Origin of the sequence: Arthrobacter sp. AG258, from assembly GCF_004364695.1 — a bacterium.
Taxonomy (GTDB): Bacteria; Actinomycetota; Actinomycetes; order Actinomycetales; family Micrococcaceae; genus Arthrobacter.
The window spans coordinates 296,554-320,078 of record NZ_SOBI01000002.1 but is presented as its reverse complement, the minus strand read 5'-3'; the positions used below and the strand labels follow the sequence as shown (position 1 = coordinate 320,078).

Here is a 23,525-nt window from a genome sequence, read left to right as displayed (position 1 = left end):
CTGTAACGCCCCGACGCGGAGAATATTCCCGCGTGCGTTCGCAGGCGGGCATTCAAAAGCTGATGCCCGCACCGCTGGGCGGTACGGGCATCAGGAAGGGACGCTGTTGCTACTCGGCGCCCCCGGGGGCGGCGCGGCGGCCGCTGAGTTTGGGCATCTGCCCGGTGGTCCAGTCCTTGAACCCGGCATCGACGTCGGACCCCGGGCCGCGTTCAGGCCGGGCCTGAAGATCCTTCAGCAACGCCTTCTTTTCGCGGCGACCCTCCACCAGCCGGTACAGCACGGGGACCAGGATGAGGGTCAGTGCAGTGGAGGACACCAGGCCGCCGATGACCACAACGGCAAGCGGCTGCGAGATGAAACCGCCCCCGCCCGTGAGGCCCAGGGCCATGGGAGTCAGGGCAAAGACTGTGGCGAGTGCCGTCATCAGGATGGGGCGCAGGCGCTGCCGGGCACCGTTGGTAATGGCATCCGCCACGTTCATGCCCGGCCGGCCGTCACGCGGCTGGCGATACTGGTTGATCAGGTCGATCAGCACAATGGCATTGGTCACCACGATGCCCACCAGCATGAGCATGCCGATCAGCGACGGCAGGCCCAGCGGAACTCCCGTGACCAGCAGCAGGGCCACGGCACCGGTGGCCGCGAAGGGAACCGATACCAGCAGGATCAGCGGCTGGATGAGGGATTTGAACGTGGCCACCATGATCACATACACGATGGCAATGGCAGCCAGCAGGGCCAGGCCCAACTGCCGGAAGGAGTCCGCCTGCTGGGTGGTGGCCCCGCCGATCGTCGCGGTGACGCCGGCAGGCAGCTGGACGTCCGCCAGGCGCTTTTGGACCTCGGTGTTCACGGCACCCAGGTTGGAGCCCGACGGCGTGATGGACACCTTGGCGGTGCGCTCACCGTTGCTGGCGGTGATGGAGACGGGGACGTCCACCTGCTCCACGGAGGCAATGCTTCCCAGCGTTACCGGCTTGCCGCCAGCCGGCAGCGGGATGTTGCGGACGGCGTCAATGCTGGTGAATTTTGTGCCCTGGCCGATCCGCACCGGGAAATCATTGGTGTCGATGCGGACCGTCCCCGCGGGAATGGGGCTGATGGTGGAAGCCAGGACCCCGGCAACCTGTTGCTCGTTCAGTCCTGCGGCCACCGCCTTTGCCCTGTCCACCTTCACCTGCACCACGGGGTTGCTGGCCGCCAGGTTGCTGGCCACCTCGCTGGTGCCGGGAACGCCGGACATGGCGGCAACCACGGTGTCGCTGGCGGACTGCAGGTCGGCGCTGGTGGCGGCCTTCAGCGTGATGTCCACGGTGGACGAGGTACCGAAGCCGCCCTGCTGGGTGCCAACGGAGATCTTGCCGGAATCAGGCACCTTGGCCAGCTCGGTCCGGACGGTGTCCTGGAGCCGTTCCTGGTTGGCCTTCTCGTCAGTGACCACGGTGAAAGTGGAGTTCGAGGACCCGGTGGAGGTCAGCGCGGCGAACCCGGCCTGCGCATTGCCCGACGTTACCTGGACGTCTTTGATGCCGTCGATGCCGCGCAGGACCTCCTCGAGCCGGATTGCGGCGGCGCTGGTGTCCGCGAGGCTGGTTCCGGCAGGCAGCACCTGGCGCACGGTCAGGCTGTTCTGTCCCGAGTTCCCCAGCAGGTTGGTAGCCAGCAGTGGCGTCATGGCGCCCGTGGCGACGAGCACCAGGACGGCGGCCACCAGGGTGATGACCGGGTGTTTCTGGGTGGACCGGAGGATGGGCAGGTAGCCGCGCTGCAGGCGGCTGCGCTGCTCGGCGTCGTGCGCCTTGGCTCGGGCTTCCGCGGCAATCCGGCGGGCCTCGGCGGAACCGGCCGGTGCTCCGTCCGGGGCGCCCTTGGGGTTTTTGAGGAACCAGTAGGCGAGCACCGGAACGATGGTCAGGGACACCAGCAGCGACGCCAGCAGCGCCATGGTGACGGTCAGGGCAAACGGCCGGAACAGTTCGCCGGCCAGATCGCCGACGAAGGCAATCGGCAGGAACACGGCCACCGTCGTCAGCGTGGAGGCTGTGATGGCACCGGCCACCTCCCTGATGGCGGTGAGGATCGCCGTCGACTTTTCTTCGCCGTAGCTGAGGTGCCTCTTGATGTTCTCGATGACCACGATCGAGTCGTCCACCACGCGTCCGATCGCGATGGTGAGTGCGCCGAGGGTCAGGATGTTCAGCGAATAGCCCGTGCCCGAAAGACCGATGAACGTGATGAGCAGCGACAGCGGGATGGAGACGGCGGTGACCAGCGTGGAACGCGCCGACATCAGGAACAGCAGGATGACCGCGACCGCGAATCCCAGCCCCAGCAGGCCTTCCGTGGTGAGGTCCTTGATGGACTTTTCGATGAACGGTGCCTGGTCAAAGACAGGTGTGAACTTTGCGTTCGAGCCCAGCTCCGCCTGGAGATCCTGCAGGGAGTCCCGCACCGCATGGGAAATCCCCACCGTGTCACCCTCGGGTTTCTTGGTGACGGAAACAGCCAGGGTCTCGGCCCCATTGGTGCGGGTGATGGAAGTGCGTTCGTCGTCCTTGAGCGAGACGTCGGCCACCGAGCCGACGGTCGCTGCGTTCTTCGCCCCGGCCAGCGGAAGGGCCTTGATGGCGTCAAGGGAATCCACCGGGCTGCCGATCTGCAGGGAGAGGGTCTTTCCCTGGTCCTCGAGGGTTCCGGCCGGGACCAGGGCTCCGTTGTTGGAAAGGGCGTCCTTTATCGCGGTCACGCCCACGCCCGCGGCGGCGAGGGCATCGGTGCGTGGCAGGATCTCGATGTGCTGGGACGCGCCACCGGTCACGTCGGCGCTGCGGACGCCGTCGATCTTCTGCAGCCGGGGCACGGTCAGGCGCTGCAGGTCAGCGTTCAGGTCACTCAGGGACTTGTCCGAGGACACCGCGAGGAACACGATGGGGAAATCGCTGATGCTCCCGGCGATGGCCTGCGGCTGGACATCGCTGGGAAGTGTCCGTTTGGCGTTGGAGATCGCCCGGTCGATCTGGTTCCGGGCCCGGTCAAGATTGGAACCATAGGTGAACACCAAGGTGATCTGCGAGACGCCGGTGCGTGACGTGGAGGAGGTGGATTCCAGCCCCTCCACGCCGTTCAGTGCCTTCTCCAGCGGGCCGCTGACCTGCTTGTCCACGACCTCGGGCGACGCGCCCGGCATGGAGCTGAGCACGGTGATCTGCGGGAACTCAATGGACGGGATGAGCTCCTGCTTCAACGAGGACATGGTGATCACGCCGAAGACCGAAGCAAAGACAGTGATCAGCGCGATCAGGGCCCTGTTGGCAAGGGAAAGGTGCGCCAGCCGGAACATGGATGCTCTCCTGGGGGTTTAGTGACTGGTACATGCCCTGGGTGCCAGCCGCTGGCCCCGGCAGGGTCAATGGCTGGCGGAAACGCTCTCCAGCTGGAGGGACTTGGCCGTGGCCCGTTCCAGCTCCGCGGCCAGGTCCGGATTTTCATCCAGCTTGACCCCGTAACCGGGCATCATGTCCTTGAGCTTGGACTGCCAGCCCTTGAAATTCCGGGGGAACGTCTTCTGCAGCAGTTCAATCATGATGGGGACAGCGGTCGAAGCCCCGGGCGACGCGCCCAGGAGCGCGCCGATGGAGCCGTCGCGGCCGGCGATCACTTCGGTTCCGAACTGAAGGATGCCGCCCTTTTGCGGATCTTTCTTGATGATCTGCACACGCTGGCCGGCGGTGATAAGTTCCCAGTCGCCGCCCTTTGCCTCGGGGTAGTACTCGCGCAGGGCCTCGACCTTCTGGTCGTGCCGCTTTGCAACCTCCTTGATGAGGTACGCGGTGAGGTCCATGTTGTCCTTGGCCACGGCGAGCATCGGGATGATGTTGCCCGGGCGGATGGACAGCGGCAGGTCCAGGTAGGAGCCGTTCTTGAGGAAGTTCGTGGAGAAGCCGGCGTAGGGTCCGAACAGGAGCGAGCGCTTGCCGTTGACGTAGCGGGTATCCAGGTGCGGTACGGACATGGGCGGGGCGCCAACCGAGGCCTGGCCATAGACCTTTGCGCTGTGCTGGGCGGCGATGGTCTCGTCCGTGCAGCGGAAGAACTGCCCGGAGACGGGGAAGCCGCCGTAACCCTTGCTTTCGGGGATGCCCGAGGCCTGGAGGAGGTGCAGCGCGCCGCCGCCGGCGCCGACGAAGACGAACTTGGCGTGGATCTTGCCGTGCTCTCCGGAACGCGGGTGCTTCAGCGTCAGGTCCCAGCCGCCGTCGGACGCCCGGGAGATGCCGGTGACGTCATGGCCATAGTTGATTTCGACGCCGTTGTTCCCCAGGTAGCCGGTGAGCTCACGGGTCAGCGCGCCGAAGTCGACGTCGGTTCCTTCAGCTGCCCGGGTAGCGGCGACACGCTGCTTGGGGTCGCGGCCCTTGACGATCAGTGGCGCCCACTTGGCAATCTGTGCGTGGTCCTCGGAGTACTCCATGGACCGGAAAAGGGTGTGCGGCTTCAGGGCCTCGTAGCGCGTCTTCAGGAACCGGGTGTGGTCCTCGCCAATCACAAAGCTCATGTGCGGGACGGTGTTGATGAAACCCTTGGGGGAGCCAATCAGGTTGTTGTCCACCAAGTGGGACCAGAACTGGCGGGAAAGCTGGAACTGTTCATTGATGAGCAGCGCCTTGTTGGGGCTTACCGAGCCGTCCTTGGCTGCGGGGGAGTAGTTCAGTTCGCAGAGGGCCGCATGGCCCGTCCCCGCGTTGTTCCAGGGATCTGAGCTCTCGAGCCCCGGCTGGTCCAGCCGTTCGAACAGCGAGATGGTCCAGTCCGGCTCCAGCTGCTTGAGGAATGCCCCCAGCGTCGCGCTCATGATGCCGCCGCCTATCAGGACAACGTCGGCATGTGGGGTCTTGGAAATGAAAGTCACGATCAGTCTCCGATTGCAGCGGCTCTGGCTGTCACAGAATATCCCCGGGCAGCCGACATACTGAAATTGGACCGGCCCGTCAAGGCTTTAGTTGGACCTTCGTAAAAACTTCATTTAAGACCGGGGACGCCGGGTAGCTCAGGACCCGGTCCGAAAGGGCAAGGGCGGAGATGGGAAAGGCGATGGGAACGGCCGGCACCGTCGCCGCAATCTGGGTGTTGATGGTGTGATACAAGTCATCGCGCTCCTTGCCGTCCGGCAGGCCGCGGGCCCTGTTGATTTTCGAGAACACCTGCGGATCCTGGTACCCGAATTCGCCGTTCTTCTCGCCGAACAGCGGGCCGACAAAGTTGTCGGCATCCGAGTACGAGCCGTTCCAGCCGAGGATGTGCAGGGCATGGTCGCCGGGGGACTGGACTTTCTGGAGATAGCCATCGGCCCAGTCCACCGGGACGGGCCGGATGTTGAAGCCGACGGCGGTGAGCTGGCGGCTGAGCTCGGCGTAGACCTTTTCGGGGGTCGGGAGGTAGGGCCGGGTGACGTTCAGGGGGTAGTAGAACTTGAGTTCCTCGCCGGCGTAGCCGGCGTCCTTGAGGTAGCTCTTGGCCTTTTCCGGGTCATGGCCCAGTGCCGGGGCATCGTTGTTGAATCCGCTGATCTTGGGCGGGACGAACTGCGTCGCTTTGGCGGTGTTGTCGATGAAGAACTTCCGGATCAGCGTTTCCTTGTCGATCGCAAGCTCCACCGCCTGCCGGATCTTTTGGTTTTGCAGCACCGGGATGTCCTGGTTCATGCCCACGTACATCACGGAGAACGGGTCGCGCTGGACGATCTGCTTGCCTCGCTTGACCAGCTGGTCGAAGTTCCCCACGGTCACGGCGTCGTAGCCGTCGATCTTGCCGTCCAGGAGGGCCTGGAGGCGGGTTTGCGGGTAGTTGTAGGCGAGGAAGTTGATGGTGGCGATCTGCCCGCGGTCGCCCCAGTAGGTCTTGTTGCTGGACAGGGTCACGTTGTCGCTGCCCCAGGCAGCGAGTGTGAAGGGGCCGGTGCCGACCGGGTTGGTGGCGAAAACGGACAAGGCCTGGCCGCCACGGTTTTGGTCCAGCACGTCGGCTTTGCCGGCAGCGAGGGCGGCGGGGGAGGCCATCGCAAAGGCGGGCAATGTCAATGCCTGCAGGAACGCCGTGAAGCGCTGCGTGAGGTCGATCTGCACTGTGTCCGCGGCCACGGCGGTGCAACTCTTGAAGATTGAGAGGCTGGCTTCGTCCGAGTGGGCCTTGAAGACCCCCTTGAAGGAACTGCCCGGTGCCTGCTTCCGCAGTTCGGCGGAGAAGGCGAACCAGCGGTTGAAGTTGGTGCAGACGGCGTCGGCATTAAACGGGGTCCCGTCCTGGAAGGTAACGCCGGTACGAAGCTTGAAGGTGTAGGTGCGGCCCTCGTTGGATTCGTTCCATTCGGTGGCCAGCAGGGGCGTGGGCTTTCCCGTGGTCTGGTCAACTCCCACGAGGCCTTCCATGATTTGCCGCGTGATGCGCTGGGACTCGACGTCGTTGGACAATGCCGGGTCAAGGCCCAGTGGCTGGGCGGCGGTTCCGAAGCTGAAGGTGGCTGCCGGTTCCGCGGGCGTGGAGTTGTCCTGGCCGGGCGTGGGAGAGGGAACCGGTGTGCCTGTGCATGATGTCACGCCCAGCGCCATGAGGACGGCGCCGGCCTTGAGGGCAGTCCGCCGCGATGTACTGCTGGGCACTCGTTTATCACCTCTGGATCCTGCCGGCTCCGCCGGTTGCGGGCCGGGATCCAGTCTAATGGACACGACCCGGGCACTGCCCGGATCCGGACACGCCAATGCCGGGCCCCTGGATAACCAGTGGAACCCGGCTTGGTCGAAGAACGCTTGTTGCCTGTGAGGGCTACTTGGGCATCAGCACCGAGTCGATCAGGTAGACCGTGGCGTTCTTGGTCTTGACGCCGCCGCAGATGACGTTGGCGTTGTCCACCTTGAGGTTGTTGCCGCTGCCGGTGACGGTGACGGAGCCGCCCTCGACGGTGGCGTGGGTGCCGGCGATCTTGTCAGGGGTGATCTGGCCGGGAACAACGTGGTAGGTCAGGATCTTGCTCAGCAGGGCATCGTCCGTCTTCAGGGTGTCGATGGTGGCGGCGTCAATCTTCTTGAAGGCGTCATCCACCGGTGCGAAGACAGTGAATTCGCCGCCGTTGAGGGTGTCCACCAGGTTGACCTTGGGGTTGAGCTTGCCGGATACCGACGCGGTCAGCGTGGTGAGGATGGGGTTGTTGGAGGCGGCGACGGCCACCGGATCCAGGGCCATGCCGGCTACGGAGCCTGCGCCGGTGGGAACCTGCTGGGCGTAAGCGGCGCAGCCGGGGCCGACCAGGTTTGCTGCCGGGTCCATGCTGCCGGCCGAGGAGCTGGCCATGGCGCTGGATGACGGTGAGGCCATGCTGGAGCTGGGGGCGGAGGACATCGGCGCCGAAGATGCCGAGGACCCGGAGGTGCTGCCCGAACCGCCACACGCGGTGAGGCTGAGCAGAGCGGCCGCTGCAACGCCTGCGACGGTGAAAGTGGTGCGCTTGAAGGTCTGCATTTCAGTACTCCTTGGATCGTTGAGCCTGCTGCCCGTGGAGCGGTGTCCGTGGCGTGCAGTCTGACTTGGGGGTAAGCACCTGCCCTTGGCTGGTGTCTCAATGGCTATTCGGCCGGTGGGCGGAAGTGGATGGGTGGATCCGTGGAGTTTTTCTATTCGGGGCACGAACCGGCATGGGGGAGACGGCTTAAAACAAAGGATCCCCCGGCCAAAGCCGGGGGATCCGCGGTGTGCGCAAGGGGGGACTTGAACCCCCACGCCCGAAGGCACAGGAACCTAAATCCTGCGTGTCTGCCAATTTCACCACTCGCGCGCAGGCTTCCCCCAGGAACGCAGGGCGTTCGACGGCGGGATGCCAGTGTCCATTGTAGCGTCGCGCCGGCGGGGTGGTCCGGCAGGTGCGCCGTGGTCAGGCGTCCAGGTTGAGGTCCCGCCGCAACTTGGCCACATGTCCGGTCGCCCGGACGTTGTACTGTGCGAGGGAAACCTTGCCGTCGGGATCCACCACGATGGTGGAGCGGATCAGGCCTTGGTACGTCTTGCCGTAGTTCTTCTTTTCGCCCCAGGCGCCGTATGCCTCGGCCACTGCGTGGTCCTCATCGGAGAGCAGGGGGAACGTCAGGGCTTCATTCGCCGCAAATTTTGCCAGTTTTTCGACGGGGTCGGGCGAGATGCCCAGGACGTCGTATCCGGAGGCCTGCAGGGAGGCAAGGCTGTCGCGGAAGTCGCAGGCTTCTTTGGTACACCCGGGCGTGGACGCTGCCGGATAGAAGTAGACAATGGTGGAGCGGCCGGAGGCCGGGTCCAGGCTGACCTCCTTCCCGCGTGAGTCCTGCAGGGTAAATGCGGGTGCTTTGTCGCCGGTAACGAGTCTTTCAGCCATTGTTTTTCTCCTTGTTGCGGGCGGGACACAACAGCCTAGTAAGCGGGTGGGGCGAGTGCTAATCGGCACTTGGTTATACTGGCTGCTATGCCTGATATGGATCACTGGCCCACAGGGCGCCTCCTGTCCACTGCTGCGCGCCTCGTTGAACACTCCTGGAACGAAAAACTTGGCGCCATCGGACTCACGCACGCCGGTGTTATCGCCATAGAGGTGCTGGCTGCGCAAGGCCCCATGACCCAGGCCCAGCTCGCCCAGTATGTCCGCGTCCAGGCCCAGACCATGGGCAAGACGCTCAGCCGGCTTGAGTCCCACGGCCATATCGCCCGGGTGCGGAGCACGTCGGACCGCAGGAGCCATGTGGTCTCGCTGACTGAGCGCGGCAAGGAAGCGGTAGCCCAGGCCGTGGAGATGGAGCGTTCGGTGTTGGCTTCCTCTTCGATCGACCCCGAGGTCCTGCGCCAGGAGCTCAAGGCTGTGGTCCGTGAACTCGCCAGCCAGTTCGCCACGACGCCGAGCAACGCCTCTGCGCTGGTGGACTCCGCCAAGTAACCGGCTTTTCATAACGCCGTCAAGCGTGGCCCCGGCAAGGACTGCCGGGGCCACGCTTTTTTGTGTCCGGAGGCCACACTGTTAGGTGCGCGCGGAGCACATGGGGGTCTTGTCGGCGGCCGCCGGTGAGGGGGCTACAGCCCTGCCGGAAAGGTGAACGTGGCGGGGACCGGAACTGGCGCCGCGCCGTGGAACAGGACGACCTCGTCGTGGGCTTTTAGGACCACATCGGAGATCTTCCCGTCGTGCGGAACTCCGTTGACGGCCACACTCCAGCCGTCCTGGGCGGAGTGTGGCGTTCCTGGCGTTGGGTCGGTGCCGTCCAGGACACCCCATTCGGTGAGGAACTGCCCGAGCGTGTAGGTGGCGCCGGCGGTTGGTGCTTCGATGTGGATAATCCCGGATTTGTCATGGCTGTGCAGCGCGGAGATCCCGTTGGGCTGGCCGGCCGGGGTGAAGCTGAAGCCGATGTCCGCCGGAACGGCGACCGGCTTGCCGTCCACGAGGACGTCCAGGTGCGCGTGGAAATGCTCTGCAGCGCCTTCGGCGTTGAGGACCTGAAGCCCGGCGGCCTTGATTCGGTCACCGCCCCCCTGTGGCTTCAGTTCCCATCCGGTGGATGCCGCGGAGGAGGCTGCCGGGGAGGACGCGGTGGGCGGAGCTGTCATGCCGGGGGTGGCGGTCGCGGAGCATCCTGCGACGGCCAGGGTGATCCCGGCGAGGGCAGCGGTGACTGCGAGCTGTTTTTTCAACTGGGACTACTTTCAATGAGGAAACGGGTACCCCGGTCATATGTGCGGAACCCCGGGTCCCGGCTTGACCCGGTTGCAGCCCAGGCAGCATACCGACTACCTTCGGGAAGCCACCAGGCAGATTCGGAGGCATTGGATGTGAACCTCTGGGTCGCCGTGCGGCACACCATCCATTACAGGCGCAAAACGAAACCCCGCCTTTACGTGGCCTCTCGGCCAGTAAAGACGGGGTTTCTTTGGTGCACCCCCCGGGACTTGAACCCGGAACCCATTGATTAAGAGTCAATTGCTCTGCCAATTGAGCTAGAGGTGCATCTTGTTTGCTTCAATCTTTCGGGCTTTTTCTTTCCCGTTGATCTCCGCAACGACATGAAACTCTACACGAACTTCCGGTGCAAGTGAAATCGGCGCCCACGGAGGAAGTGTCGTCACCGCCGCAGCCCCAAAACCAGCACGAAATCAGGGTTTTCGTTGTTCGTCATCAGCCACAATCCGCCGTTCGGGGTCCGGATCACGTCCCTGATCCGCCCGTACATTCCTGTGAAATAGGCCACAGGATTACCTGCCTCGGTGCCTTGAAGGGGGACGGCCCACAGCCGCTCCCCGCGCAGCGCGCCCAGGTACGCGGTGCCGCCGTCTATTTCCAGGCCGCTGGGCGATGATTCGCTGGTGGAGGGCCACACGACCTTTGCATCCTGGAATTCCGGCCGGTGGGGTGCGCCCGTCACTTCGGGCCATCCGTAGTTGGCGCCCGGAAGGATCAGGTTGAGCTCGTCATTGACGTCGGGGCCGAATTCACTGGCCCACAGCCTGCCCTCGCCGTCCCAGGCCAGTCCCTGGACGTTCCGGTGACCCAGGCTGTACACGGCATTGCCGAACGGGTTCCCGGGCGCCGGACTGCCGTCCGGGGCGAGCCGGAGGATCTTGCCGCCCAGGGCGTCCGGATCTTGGGGCTGTTCCCGGCGCTGGGCGTCGCCGGTGCCAACATAGAGGAAGCCGTCCGGGCCGAACCGGATCCTCCCGCCGTTGTGCGTCGTTGCTTTCGGTATGCCGGCAAAGACGGTCTGCGGTGGACCGGGGGAGAGTGCGCCGTCGGCGTCCCTTTGCAGCGTCAGCCGGACCACCCGGTTGTCCTCCTGCCCTGTCATGTAGGCATAGAGGTAGCGGTCAACGTCGAAATGCGGTGACAGCGCCAGGCCCAGCAGGCCCCCTTCACCGGCGGGCACCACCCCCGGGACCTTGCCCACGGTGGTGGCCTGTCCGTCGCGGACCGCCTTCAACAACGCCGTTCCCCGCTCGGAGATGATTGCCGTGCCGTCCGGAAGGAAGACGGCCGCCCAGGGGACGGCCAGCTTCAGTTCCAGCTTTTCCTGCACCTCGGGTACGGAGACGGGCGGCTCGGCCGTGGTGCCGGAGCCCGTGCCAGGTGTTGGGCCGGGCGAGCCGGTGCACGCTGCCAGCAGGAAGAGCAGGCAGGCCATCCAGTAGGGCCGTAGCGTCATACGGCGGCCCCGCCTCCGGCTAGGGCCGTTTGCGGCGCGGAGCGCGGAAACCGGCAGCCTCGGCGTGCGCGGCAGACTCAAACCAGACATCCGCCCGGATGTGCTCATGGTCGGGATGTCCTTCTTCGTAGTAGACCATCGCAGCGGCGTCTCCCCTGACGCTGTAGTCCGCCGGACCGCTTCCATCGGCGGCCGGCGATGCCGAGCCTGCCCCGTACGGTTCCTTTGCCGCAAGGTGCCCGGCTGGCTCTCCCGCCGCTTCGCTGTGCCCCGGGGCGGCGTCGTGGTGGCCTGATGCTTCCTCCGTCGGGGCGGAGGCCTCCGCATGCTCCGTCGCCTCCGATGCTGCCGTCTCCTCCCCGGCGGCCGTCTCGGCGCCGGGCAGCGTCGGGGGGTGGGGTGCGGTGTATTCGTCGTGATGGACAGGATGGACAGGATGGGCAGGTGCGGGGGAGCTGTGCGCCCGGGATTCCTGCCGCCCGGCGCCGTCGTCCGCCGCGTCGGCCTCGGCCCCTGCGGCGGGCGGGGCTGCCTGTGACGCTGCGGCCGTTGCCGCTGCATCGTTGGTGGCGGACGGGGCGGGACGTGGCCCGGACGGCCCGGCCTCCGACCACTGGGTTTCCCACTCGGCTTCATCCTGCAGCCTGCGCTCATCTTCCCGGGCGCCGACGGAGCCGGGTGCAGCCATGCCGTCATCGGCGCCGGAAGGGCCCTGGACCGGGTTGTCGGTGGCCTCGGCAGCCGCGGGTGTCGCCGTCCGTGGCATCGCCGATGAATCCGCCGGTTCCTCAGCCGTTGGCGGGGCTGCCGGTTCGGCGGCGCGGCCGAAGCCCGCTGCCGTGGGTATCCCGGTGGTCGCGGCAGCCTCGGCCGAGGCAGCGGCGCTGCCTCCCTCCAGGGCGCCGTCCGATCTGGTGCCGGAGGCGCCAGGGGTACTGGTTGACCTGTTGCGCTTCAGCAGCCACCAAACGACTGCCGCGAGAACAACGATGAGAATGATCCAGAAAAGAATGTCCATGGCAGGCCTCTCGATCCGGGCGGCGGGGGTGTCGTGTCCCCGACGCTACGTCGGGCAGGCACTGCTGTCCAGAGAAGCCGCGGGCCGCAGGCTGGCGTCCTCCCCGGTCGTGCGGGTGGCCGGACGGAGCCTCGACCACCATCGACGTCTCATTATGTGAGACGTGAGTCCACTATTTGGCGAATTTTTCCCGTTATTTCAACGGGAAGCTGATCTTACGGTCGTCCGGCCGCGGTGCGCGCCCTAGACTTTCCCCTATGAGTGACGCCCAGACCGCAACCGCAAACACGCCTGATATCAAGCCCCGCAGCCGCGTCGTCACCGATGGGATCCATGCGGCGCCCGCGCGCGGCATGTTCCGGGCTGTCGGCATGGGCGATGACGACTTCGCCAAGCCCCAGATTGGCGTGGCGAGCTCATGGAACGAGATCACTCCCTGCAACCTCTCCCTGAACCGCCTCGCGCAGGGCGCCAAGGAAGGCGTCCACGCAGGCGGCGGGTTCCCCATGCAATTCGGCACCATTTCGGTTTCGGACGGCATCTCCATGGGCCACGAGGGAATGCACTTCTCCCTGGTCTCCCGTGAAGTCATCGCCGACTCCGTGGAGACCGTCATGCAGGCGGAGCGGATCGACGGCTCGGTCCTGCTGGCCGGCTGCGACAAGTCCCTGCCCGGCATGCTGATGGCGGCCGCCCGCCTGGATTTGGCCAGCGTCTTCCTTTACGCCGGGTCCATCATGCCCGGCTGGGTGAAGCTCGAGGACGGCTCCGAAAAGGAAGTCACGCTCATCGACGCCTTTGAAGCGGTGGGTGCCTGCGCCGCGGGCAAGATGAGCATGGAAGACCTCACCCGGATCGAAAAGGCCATCTGCCCCGGCGAAGGCGCCTGCGGCGGTATGTACACGGCCAACACCATGGCCTGCATCGGCGAGGCGCTGGGCATGTCCCTCCCCGGCTCGGCCGCCCCGCCCTCGGCAGACCGCCGTCGTGATGAATTCGCCCGCAAGTCCGGCGAAGCGGTGGTCAATCTCCTGCGCAAGGGCATCACCGCCCGGGACATCATGACCAAGAAAGCGTTCGAGAATGCCATCGCCGTCACCATGGCCTTCGGCGGCTCCACCAACGCCGTGCTGCACCTGCTGGCCATCGCCCGGGAAGCCGAGGTTGAGCTCACCCTCGACGACTTCAACCGCATCGGCGACAGGATCCCGCACCTGGGCGACCTCAAGCCCTTCGGCCGCTACGTCATGACCGACGTCGACAGGATCGGCGGCGTTCCCGTCATCATGAAGGCCCTGCTCGACGCCGGCCTGCTGCACGGCGACTGCCTCACCGTCACGGGCAAGACCGTCGCCGAAAACCTCGACGCGATCAACCCGCCGGACGTTGACGGCAAGATTCTTCGCGCACTGGACAATCCGATCCACAAAACCGGCGGCATCACCATCCTGCACGGCTCAATGGCTCCGGAAGGCGCCGTCGTCAAGAGCGCCGGCTTCGACGCCGACGTCTTCGAGGGCTCTGCCCGGGTCTTCGAGCGCGAGAAGGGGGCGCTGGACGCACTCGACAACGGCGAGATCAAGGCCGGCGACGTCGTGGTCATCCGGTATGAAGGTCCCAAGGGCGGCCCCGGCATGCGGGAAATGCTGGCGATCACCGGCGCCATCAAGGGTGCCGGGCTGGGCAAGGACGTCCTCCTGCTGACGGACGGCCGCTTCTCCGGCGGAACCACCGGCTTGTGCATCGGCCACGTTGCGCCGGAAGCGGTCGACGGCGGCCCGATCGCCTTCGTCAAGGACGGCGACCGGATCAGGGTGGACATCGCCGCCCGCACGTTCGACCTGCTGGTGGACGACGCGGACCTTGAGGCCCGCAAAGTGGACTGGCAGCCGCTTCCGGCCCGCTACACCAAGGGAGTGCTTGCCAAGTACGCCAAGCTGGTACACAGCGCCAGCCAGGGTGCCTACACCGGCTGACGTCCGGTTTTAGGCTGGTCCTTCCGAGATAGGATCAAAGAGTGGACAGTGTTGTCCACATGGTGAGATAGGGTTGTTGCTCGTTGACACCCATCACACCAGAGGGAAAACTGAACGCATGACTTTCGTTACCGGCATCGTCGTCGTCCTTACCAAGCGCGTGGCACATTAGCCCTGGTAACGAACCGTCACGCGCGAACCCCTCACAGAGCCACCAGGCTGAGGGGTTTTTTTATTTCCCGCCTTTCCAGTCACATTCGAACACCAGAGAAGATCCACAAGGAAGAGTCCGATGAGCAAAGGATCGCCCATCAGCCCCTCGCTGATGGCCACCAAGTCCGCTGGAGCCGCCAAGGCTCCGGAACGCGCCGACCGGACGGCTGACCATGCCGCCGTCGTCGCCGACCTTGCTGCCGTCTCTCCTGTCCTTGGGCCGAACAACGTCGTACCCCCGACGGTGATGACCGGCTCACAAGCAATCGTCCGTTCGCTCGAAGAACTCGGCGTCGACGACATTTTCGGTTTGCCTGGTGGCGCGATCCTGCCCACCTACGACCCCTTGATGGCCTCCACCATGAACCACGTGCTGGTCCGTCACGAACAGGGAGCCGGCCACGCCGCGCAAGGCTACGCCATGGTTACCGGGCGGGTTGGCGTCTGCATCGCCACCTCGGGTCCCGGCGCCACCAACCTCGTTACCGCCATCATGGATGCCCACATGGACTCCGTGCCCCTGGTGGCCATCACCGGCCAGGTCGCCAGCGGCGTCATTGGCACCGATGCGTTCCAGGAAGCCGACATCGTGGGCATCACCATGCCGATCACCAAGCACTCGTTCCTGGTGACCGACCCCAACGACATCCCCCACGTCATGGCCGAGGCCTTCCACCTGGCCTCCACCGGCCGTCCCGGGCCCGTCCTGGTGGACGTTGCCAAGGATGCCCAGGTGGGACAGATGACGTTCTCGTGGCCGCCGCGGATCGACCTGCCCGGGTACCGGCCGGTCACCCGGGGCCACAACAAGCAGGTGCGCGAGGCGGCGAAACTCATCGCCGCCGCCTCCAAGCCGGTCCTGTACGTCGGTGGCGGCGTGGTGAAGGCGCACGCCTCCGCTGAACTGCGCGCCCTCGCCGAGGCCACGGGAGCACCCGTGGTGACCACCCTGATGGCGAAAGGCGCCTTCCCGGATTCCCACCCGCAGCACGTGGGCATGCCGGGCATGCACGGCAGCGTTTCCGCCGTCACGGCCCTTCAGCAGTCGGACCTCCTGATCACCCTCGGCGCCCGTTTCGATGACCGCGTGACCGGCGTGCTGCGCACCTTCGCACCGCATGCCAAGGTCATCCACGCCGACATCGACCCCGCCGAGATCTCCAAGAACCGCACCGCCGATGTCCCCATAGTGGGCTCGGTCAAGGAGATCATTCCGGAACTGACAGAGGCCGTCCGCAGCCAGTTCGAGGCTTCCGGCACGCCTGACCTGACCACCTGGTGGGCCTTCCTGAACAACCTCAAGGAAACCTACCCGCTGGGCTGGACGGAACCGGACGACGGCCTGATCGCCCCGCAGAAGGTCATCGAGCGGATCGGCCAGCTGACCGGCCCCGAAGGCGTGTACGTGGCGGGTGTTGGGCAGCACCAGATGTGGGCTGCCCAGTTCATCAAGTACGAGCGCCCGCACGCCTGGCTGAACTCCGGCGGCGCCGGCACCATGGGCTACGCCGTTCCCGCGGCCATGGGCGCCAAGGTGGGCGAGCCTGACCGGGTGGTCTGGGCCATCGACGGCGACGGCTGCTTCCAGATGACCAACCAGGAGCTGGCCACCTGCGCCATCAACAACATTCCCATCAAGGTTGCCGTCATCAACAACTCCTCGCTGGGCATGGTGCGGCAGTGGCAGACCCTCTTCTACGAGGGCCGCTACTCCAACACGGACCTCAACACCGGCCACGACACCGTCCGCATCCCGGACTTCGTCAAGCTGGGCGAGGCCTACGGCTGCGCCTCGTTCCGCTGCGAGCGGGAAGAGGACATCGACGCCACCATCCAGAAGGCACTCGAAATCAATGACCGCCCCGTGGTCATCGACTTCGTGGTGAGCCCCAACTCCATGGTGTGGCCGATGGTGCCCTCCGGAGTGAGCAACGACCAGATCCAGGTTGCCCGAAACATGACCCCGGAATGGGAAGAGGAAGACTGAGCATGAGCCGCCACACACTTTCCGTCCTGGTCGAGGACAAGCCCGGCGTCCTGACCCGCGTGGCGAGCCTGTTCGCCCGCCGCGCCTTCAACATCAACTCCTTGGCCGTCGGCCCCACCGAAGTGCCGGGCGTGTCCCGCATGACTGTGGTGGTCGACGCCGACGGCGACCTCATCGAGCAGGTCACCAAACAGCTCAACAAGCTGGTCAACGTGATCAAGATCGTTGAGCTGACCCCAGAAACTTCCGTACAGCGCGACCACATCCTGGTCAAGGTACGGGCGGATGCCGCAACACGCCTGCAGGTAACCCAGGCCGCAGACCTGTTCCGCGCCTCAGTGGTGGACGTGTCCACCGACTCGGTCGTCATTGAGGCCACCGGCCATCCGGAAAAGCTCACAGCCCTGCTTTCAGTGCTGGAGCCCTTCGGCATCCGAGAAATCGTGCAGTCCGGCACCCTGGCCGTTGGACGGGGATCCCGCTCCATGAGTGACCGGGCCCTCCGTTCCGCCTAGGCACCAGCCCCGGCGGGAATTGGCGCCCGTAACCGCAGCACCGCAAGACCACTATCTACAACCACTCAAGAGGAGTTACGCAAGTGACTGAAATGTTCTACGACGACGACGCCGACCTTTCCATCATCCAGGGCCGCAAGGTTGCCATTGTCGGCTACGGCTCGCAGGGCCACGCCCACGCGCTGAACCTGCGCGATTCCGGCGTCGAGGTCGTTATCGCCTTGAAGGAAGGCTCCAAGTCGACCGCCAAGGCCGAGGACGCCGGCTTCACGGTCAAGAACGTTGCCGACGCCGCCGAATGGGCCGACGTCATCATGATCCTGGCGCCGGACCAGCACCAGCGCGCGATCTACAACGACTCCATCAAGGACAAGCTGACCCCCGGCAAGGCCCTCGCCTTCGCCCACGGCTTCAACATCCGCTTCGGTTACATCCAGGCCCCCGAGGGCGTTGACGTCATCCTGATCGCCCCGAAGGCGCCGGGCCACACCGTCCGCCGCGAGTTCGAAGCCGGCCGCGGCATCCCGGACATCATCGCCGTCGAGCAGGACGCCTCCGGGTCCGCCTGGGAGCTGGCAAAGTCCTACGCCAAGGCCATCGGCGGCACCCGCGCCGGCGTCATCAAGACCAGCTTCACCGAGGAAACCGAAACCGACCTCTTCGGCGAGCAGTCCGTGCTCTGCGGCGGGGTGTCTCAGCTGATCCAGTACGGTTTCGAAACCCTCACCGAAGCCGGTTACCAGCCGCAGATTGCCTACTTCGAGGTGCTGCACGAGCTCAAGCTCATCGTTGACCTCATGTGGGAGGGCGGCATCGCCAAGCAGCGCTGGAGCGTCTCCGACACCGCCGAGTACGGCGACTACGTCTCCGGCCCCCGCGTCATCACCCCCGAGGTGAAGGAAAACATGAAGGCCGTCCTGGCCGACATCCAGTCCGGCGCCTTTGCCAAGCGCTTCATCGAAGACCAGGACAACGGCGGCGTCGAGTTCAAGGAACTGCGCGCCAAGGCTGAACAGCACCCCATCGAGGCCGTGGGCCGCGAACTGCGTTCCCTGTTCTCCTGGCAGCAGCAGGACGTGGACTACGTGGAAGGCTCCGCAGCCCGCTAAGGCCGCCAGCCCAACCACGCAGACCGCAGCGGTGAGGCCGGGTTCACACTTAACAATGTGAGCCCGGCCTTTCCGTCGGCCTAGACTTGTTTCCATCCCCAGGACTGCAACGCAGAGGATCAGCCGTGTCAAAACCCGTAGTACTGCTCGCCGAAGAACTTTCCCCCGCCACCGTCGAGGCCCTCGGCCCGGACTTTGAAATCCGCCAGACTGACGGCGCAGACCGTTCCCAGCTGCTCTCGGCAATCAGTGACGTAGACGCCATTCTGGTCCGCTCCGCCACCCAGGTGGACGCCGAAGCCATCGCCGCCGCCAAGAACCTGAAGGTTATCGCCCGTGCCGGCGTGGGCCTGGACAACGTGGACATCAAGGCGGCCACGCAGGCCGGCGTCATGGTGGTCAACGCCCCCACGTCCAACATCGTCTCTGCCGCCGAGCTGACCGTGGGCCACATCCTCAGCCTGGCCCGCCACATCCCGCAGGCCAGCGCCGCCCTCAAGGATGGCGAGTGGAAGCGCTCCAAGTACACCGGCATCGAGCTGTTCGAGAAAAAGATCGGCATCATCGGACTCGGCCGGATCGGCGCCCTCGTGGCAGCCCGCCTCAAGGGCTTTGACACCAAGATCCTGGCCTACGACCCCTACATCACGTCCGCCCGCGCGGCGCAGCTGGGCGTGCAGCTGGTCACCCTGGATGAGCTCCTGGCCCAGTCCGACTTCATCACCATCCACATGCCCAAGACGCCGGAGACCGTGGGCATGCTCGGCGCTGACGCCTTCAAGAAGATGAAGAGCACCGCCTACGTGGTGAACGTCGCCCGCGGTGGCCTCGTGGACGAGGAAGCCCTCTTCACGGCCCTGCAGGACGGCGAGATCGCCGGAGCCGGCGTCGACGTCTTCGCCAAGGAACCCAGCACCGACCTGCCGTTCTTCAAGCTCGACAACGTGGTGGTTACCCCGCACCTGGGTGCCTCGACCGATGAAGCCCAGGAAAAGGCCGGCGTCTCCGTGGCCAAGTCCGTCCGCCTGGCCCTGGCCGGCGAACTGGTGCCGGACGCCGTCAACGTGGCCGGCGGCGTCATCGCCCCCGACGTCCGCCCGGGCATCCCGCTGATCGAGAAGCTGGGCCGCATCTTCACTGCGCTGACCCACGCTTCCCTGACCCAGTTCGACGTCGAAGTTGCCGGCGAAATCTCCTCCCTCGACGTCAAGGTCCTGGAGCTGGCTGCGCTGAAGGGCATCTTCGCCGACATCGTGACCGAACAGGTGTCCTATGTCAATGCACCCGTCATCGCCGAGCAGCGCGGCATCAACGTCCGCCTGATCACCACCCCCGACACCGAGTCTTACCGCAACGTCCTGACGCTCCGCGGCGCCCTGAGCGACGGCAGCCAGATCTCCGTGGCCGGGACCCTGACCGGCCCCAAGCAGGTGGAGAAGCTGGTGGGCATCAACGGCTTCGAAGTCGAAATCCCCATCAGCGAGCACCTGGTGGTGGTGGCCTACACCGACCGCCCCGGCGTCATCGGCACCATCGGCCACATCCTCGGCATGAACAACATCAACATCGCCGGCATGCAGGTGGCCCGCTCCGACGAAGGCGGCCAGGTCCTGGCCCTGCTGACCATCGACAGCTCCGTGCCCCAGCAGGTGCTGGACGCCATCAAGGCCGGCATCGGCGCTGAAATGGTCCGGGAAGTGGACCTGGAAGACTAACGCGACACACCGGCCGAAACGCCGAAGCCGCTCCTCCGCGCAGGCACGCCCGGGCGGAGCCACGTATGATTGGCCGGTCTGCTTAAAATGGCTTGGTCCTGGTTCAGGACCATAGCCGGCAGGCCGGCCAATACCTTTTGCACATCCGTCCGCCATCGCCCACGTCTGCCCGGCGGTTGGAAGTGCGCGCACGCAATCCAGGTTTCAGGGAGTTCCATGAACGCCGTCCAGAGGTTCATCAGAAGCAGGGTGCTGCTGTTGACCGCGGCCATCTTGATCGCAGCAATGTGCTTGTCGGTCGTCGTCCAGAGCCAGTCACAGGCCGCGCTCAACCGGACAATCGACGAAAATTCGAGGGGGCTCTACGACATCCTGGTCCAGGCCAAGGCGCCCTCCGGAGCACTCCTGCAGCCCGAGATCGCCAATGGCGCCGGCGGCATTGGGTTCGACCAGCTGGACTCCATCCGGAAACTCTCCGGCACGTCCGTGGCCGCACCCATCAGCCTGGTCTCACGGGTAACGCAGAACCTTGAGACGCCCCGGCTCGACGCCATGGACTACCTCGGCTACAACGCCGGGCTCGCCGGCACCGCCACCGCCGACCAGGCCGCAGGGGCCACCGCCCCGAACCAGTGGCCGGCAGCCGAATCCGTCCTCAGCGACACTGCAAAGAAGTACCGGCTGACTGCCAGCGCCGTGAGCTCCGACGGAAACTCCGAGCAGACCCTCTTCAAGACCACCGCCGAAGGCACCCTGGGCAAGGCGCGGCTCGTCGAAGAGAAGGCCCAGGGCGGCAGCAGCATCCGCATCGCGGCACCGGCTGGGGAGACCGGGATAAAATTCCCCAACCCTGCCGGCGGGTCCGAGCACAACCTCTTCAACCTCTCCGTGGCGCTGCCGCTCGCCCCCGAGGTCACCGAATCCGTCGTGGCAGTGGACCCGGCGGCCGAGCGCGCCCTCCTGGGCTCCGCAGGCGACTTCCTGGCCCCGCTGGAAAAGGCTCCCCCCGCCGACGCCCGTGACGCCGGCGCCGTGGGACGGTACCTGGAAGGCCTCTTCACCAACGGCATCAGCATGGACCAGCTCAAGGAAGGACCCGACTTCCTCGGCGTCAAGCTCAAGTACTGGGCACCCCTGATGACCCAGTACCAGCAGGCCAAGCGCACCGGCCAGCTCAGCGGCGGCTCACAGGCCGTGCCGCTGATCGTCCGGTCGGGCACGTCGCTGGACCTGAAGTACAACGTGAAGATCGAGGAAATCGACGACGCCGGCAAGGTGGTCAAGGACGTCGGCACGGTGTCCAAGTCGCTGGGCAAGGATTACCTGCCATTCGTGTCCAAGGACCCCTTCGTGCTCTCCTGGCCCGGTTCCACCGACCACTCGTCCCTGCTGGGGAACAACGGCAACTTCAACCAGGGCCTCTACACCCCCGCCAAGTGGAGCACCAACTTTGCCGGCGCCCCCAAGTACACCGACGGCGACACCGCCGCAAACGGTGCCGTGGACAAGACAGCAGTTCCCGGTGACTGGGTAACGGTGAACCGGCTGCCGGACAAGGCCGCCAGCGGCGCCCCCGTGGACCAGACCCAGCGCGACCCGGTAGACGAGCGCTCGTACCGGGAGAACCTGTCCACCGGCCAGCAGCAGCCGGCCCAGCCGCTGCCCATGGTCTACGGCACGTTCGACCCCGCTGCCGTTGCCGCCGCCTCGGGTGACGTCAACAAGCTTCCGTTGGGCGGCTACGACCCCACGCCGTTCACCTTGGTCAAGGACGCCGCAGGCAAGGATGTCCCCGCCGCGGAACTGAAGCCTTCCCTCAGCGCCACCGGACTGGCGAGCCAGTCCGCCGGTGCGATCACCGACTACTACGGCCTGGCGGCTGCCCGCGGCTACAAGCAGAACGCCGCGGTCATCGACGCCGTCCGCGTCCGGGCCAAGGCTCCGGGCAGCTGGAAGGAAGCCCAGCCCGAGGTGGAGAAGCTTGCCGCCGAAATCCGGGACATGGGCCTGGACGCCACCATCGTGGCCGGTTCGGCCCGCGAGGACACCAGCATCGCCGTCCCCGGCTACTCAAAGGACGGGGCGGGCAAGGAATCCGCGCTGGGCACGGTCCAGCAGTCCTGGGTCCGGCAGAACGCCGCCGACGCCGTGGCAGGATCCCTGTCCGGAACAAACGTCACCCTGCTGTTCCTTACCCTCTGCGGCGCGGCCCTGCTGACCGGCGCGTCAACCGTCAGCTACATCCGGAAACGCCGGAGCGAGGCCGGAACACTGCGGGCCATGGGCTGGACCCAACGGCGGATCCGCACCTGGGTCCTCGAGGAGTTCGGCGTCGGCGCCGCCCTTCTCGCTGCCGCGGGGATCCTGCTGAGCCTCCTGAGCTGGAGCCTGCCGACCGCCCTGGTGTGCGCCGCCGTCGTGGTCCTCTACTGCGGCGCGGCACTGTTCGCCGCGCAACAACTCCGCCACCGCGACGTGATCGACCAGGAACCGCAGCATGACGAGCGGCTCATCCCCGTCGATTCGCCGTTGACCTTCGCCAACCGGCAGCTGGGCACCAACAAGTTCAACACCCTGTCCCTGGCCGTGGCGGTAGGTGTCTTCGGCGCCGCCGTCGGCGGCCTGATCGCCCTGCTGATCGACATTCCGCGGGCCGCAGGTGCCAGCGCCCTGAGCGGACTTGCAGCGGCCAGCGTGACGCTGCCCAGCATCCTGCTGGCAGTGGCCGGCGTGGCCGTGGGGCTGGTGCTCACCCTGGTGACCGGACGCTTCGAGCTCAACTCCAAGCGCCAATACCTGGGCATCCTCCAGGCCATGGGCTGGAACCCGGACATGCTTCGCCAGGTGCGTTTGTTCGAGAACGCGCTGGTGGGAACCGTGGCCTTGCCGCTGGGCGTGCTGGGCGCCCTGGGCATCGGCCTGCTGCTGGCACCCTACGCGGCCATCTGGGCCGCCGTGGCCGGGCTGGTGGCCGTACTTTGCTGGATACCGATTGCAACGAAAGTGGTCCAATGACAAACCCGACGAATGTCCAGCGCAGCCGCCGGAGCGGCTCCACTGAGGTCCCCCTGCAGACCCGGGCCAACACCATCGTCAAGTCTGCCGATCACGCCACCCCGCTGGAGATGCGCGACATCACCATCCGTTACGGTGGCGGAAAGGGCGGCGCCGAGGCGGTCAGCGTGGTGGAGGGCTTCGACCTGACCCTGCACGCGGGGGAGATGCACTGCGTCGCCGGCCGAAGCGGTTCGGGCAAGACCAGCATCCTGACCGTTGGCGCGGGGCTGACCCTGCCGACGTCGGGCCGCGTCTTCTGGGAAGGCGACTCGCTCGAAAGCATGGGCGACGACGAAATCGCCGACCGCCGCCGTGCGCTCATCGGCTACGTGGACCAGGGCGGTGCACTGATCGACGGCATGAGTGCCCTCGAAAACGTGCTGCTGCCCGCCGTGCCCGACGGCGAAGTGGAGCAGCGGCGCGACATGGCCAAGGACCTGCTGGACCTGGTGGGACTTGGCCGCCGCATGCGCCACCGCCCGGCCCAGCTCTCCGGTGGCGAACGGCAGCGCGTGGCCATCGCCAGGGCCCTGATCCTGGGCACCCGCGTCCTGGTGGTGGACGAACCCACCGCCAGCCTGGACCGCGCCTCCGCCAACCGCATCATCAGCATCCTGAAGGACACCACCTCCGACGGCATCGCCGTCCTGGTGGCTTCGCACGACCACGAACTGGTCCGGCTCAGCGATACCCTGACAGAACTGATCTAGCCCACCCACTCACGCACCGAA

The 23,525-nt window shown here is 65.8% G+C and carries 16 protein-coding genes and 2 tRNA genes; 8 read left to right on the top strand and 10 right to left on the bottom strand.

Features of this window, described 5'->3' with window-relative positions:
• Positions 1–109: 109 nt before the first annotated feature.
• The 6 genes from DFO47_RS04735 to bcp form a co-directional block, all read right to left on the bottom strand.
• Positions 110–3,343, bottom strand: a complete 3,234-nt coding sequence (locus tag DFO47_RS04735) for an efflux RND transporter permease subunit (RefSeq protein ID WP_133830875.1) — start codon at positions 3,341–3,343, stop codon at positions 110–112.
• A 66-nt stretch (positions 3,344–3,409) separates the two neighbouring features.
• Positions 3,410–4,912 carry a malate:quinone oxidoreductase gene (locus DFO47_RS04730; protein ID WP_018760064.1) on the bottom strand — a complete coding sequence of 501 codons (1,503 nt, stop codon included), beginning with the start codon at positions 4,910–4,912 and terminating at the stop codon, positions 3,410–3,412.
• A 79-nt stretch (positions 4,913–4,991) separates the two neighbouring features.
• On the bottom strand, positions 4,992–6,659 hold the full coding sequence (locus DFO47_RS04725) for an ABC transporter substrate-binding protein (RefSeq protein ID WP_240617732.1): 1,668 nt from the start codon (positions 6,657–6,659) through the stop codon (positions 4,992–4,994).
• Between the two features lie 163 nt (positions 6,660–6,822).
• Positions 6,823–7,515, bottom strand: a complete 693-nt coding sequence (locus DFO47_RS04720; RefSeq protein ID WP_109045029.1) for a fasciclin domain-containing protein — start codon at positions 7,513–7,515, stop codon at positions 6,823–6,825.
• Positions 7,516–7,746: 231 nt separating this feature from the next.
• Positions 7,747–7,828 (bottom strand) — tRNA-Leu (locus DFO47_RS04715).
• Between the two features lie 96 nt (positions 7,829–7,924).
• A complete protein-coding gene (bcp, locus tag DFO47_RS04710; protein WP_133830874.1) occupies positions 7,925–8,398 on the bottom strand; it encodes a thioredoxin-dependent thiol peroxidase in 474 nt (157 codons plus the stop codon).
• 96 nt (positions 8,399–8,494) lie between these two features.
• Here bcp and DFO47_RS04705 point away from each other — a divergent pair, with 96 nt between their 5' ends.
• A complete protein-coding gene (locus tag DFO47_RS04705; protein WP_018760060.1) occupies positions 8,495–8,950 on the top strand; it encodes a MarR family transcriptional regulator in 456 nt (151 codons plus the stop codon).
• Between the two features lie 134 nt (positions 8,951–9,084).
• Here DFO47_RS04705 and DFO47_RS04700 read toward each other — a convergent pair whose 3' ends face one another.
• The 4 genes from DFO47_RS04700 to DFO47_RS04685 form a co-directional block, all read right to left on the bottom strand.
• Positions 9,085–9,702, bottom strand: coding sequence for a hypothetical protein (locus DFO47_RS04700; protein WP_133830873.1), 618 nt, complete (start codon positions 9,700–9,702; stop codon positions 9,085–9,087).
• Positions 9,703–9,939: 237 nt separating this feature from the next.
• A tRNA-Lys gene (locus DFO47_RS04695) sits at positions 9,940–10,015 on the bottom strand.
• A gap of 115 nt (positions 10,016–10,130) precedes the next feature.
• On the bottom strand, positions 10,131–11,204 hold the full coding sequence (locus tag DFO47_RS04690) for a PQQ-dependent sugar dehydrogenase (protein WP_243835352.1): 1,074 nt from the start codon (positions 11,202–11,204) through the stop codon (positions 10,131–10,133).
• 19 nt (positions 11,205–11,223) lie between these two features.
• Entirely contained in the window at positions 11,224–12,222 is a 999-nt protein-coding gene (locus DFO47_RS04685) for a hypothetical protein (protein ID WP_133830872.1), read from the bottom strand.
• 257 nt (positions 12,223–12,479) lie between these two features.
• Here DFO47_RS04685 and ilvD point away from each other — a divergent pair, with 257 nt between their 5' ends.
• The 7 genes from ilvD to DFO47_RS04650 all read left to right on the top strand — a co-directional run bounded on the left by ilvD (position 12,480) and on the right by DFO47_RS04650 (position 23,504).
• A complete protein-coding gene (ilvD, locus tag DFO47_RS04680; protein WP_133830871.1) occupies positions 12,480–14,198 on the top strand; it encodes a dihydroxy-acid dehydratase in 1,719 nt (572 codons plus the stop codon).
• A gap of 292 nt (positions 14,199–14,490) precedes the next feature.
• Positions 14,491–16,398: an acetolactate synthase large subunit gene (locus DFO47_RS04675; RefSeq protein ID WP_018760056.1), complete on the top strand. Its 1,908-nt coding sequence runs from the start codon at positions 14,491–14,493 to the stop codon at positions 16,396–16,398.
• 2 nt (positions 16,399–16,400) lie between these two features.
• Positions 16,401–16,913: an acetolactate synthase small subunit gene (gene ilvN / locus DFO47_RS04670; RefSeq protein WP_018760055.1), complete on the top strand. Its 513-nt coding sequence runs from the start codon at positions 16,401–16,403 to the stop codon at positions 16,911–16,913.
• A gap of 83 nt (positions 16,914–16,996) precedes the next feature.
• Positions 16,997–18,022: a ketol-acid reductoisomerase gene (ilvC, locus tag DFO47_RS04665; RefSeq protein WP_133830870.1), complete on the top strand. Its 1,026-nt coding sequence runs from the start codon at positions 16,997–16,999 to the stop codon at positions 18,020–18,022.
• 125 nt (positions 18,023–18,147) lie between these two features.
• A complete protein-coding gene (gene serA / locus DFO47_RS04660) occupies positions 18,148–19,737 on the top strand; it encodes a phosphoglycerate dehydrogenase (RefSeq protein WP_109045023.1) in 1,590 nt (529 codons plus the stop codon).
• 216 nt (positions 19,738–19,953) lie between these two features.
• Positions 19,954–22,752, top strand: coding sequence for an FtsX-like permease family protein (locus DFO47_RS04655; RefSeq protein ID WP_133830869.1), 2,799 nt, complete (start codon positions 19,954–19,956; stop codon positions 22,750–22,752).
• Positions 22,749–23,504 carry an ATP-binding cassette domain-containing protein gene (locus DFO47_RS04650; RefSeq protein WP_018760051.1) on the top strand — a complete coding sequence of 252 codons (756 nt, stop codon included), beginning with the start codon at positions 22,749–22,751 and terminating at the stop codon, positions 23,502–23,504. Before DFO47_RS04655 ends, DFO47_RS04650 begins: the two co-directional genes overlap by 4 nt.
• The last annotated feature ends 21 nt before the right edge of the window (positions 23,505–23,525 follow it).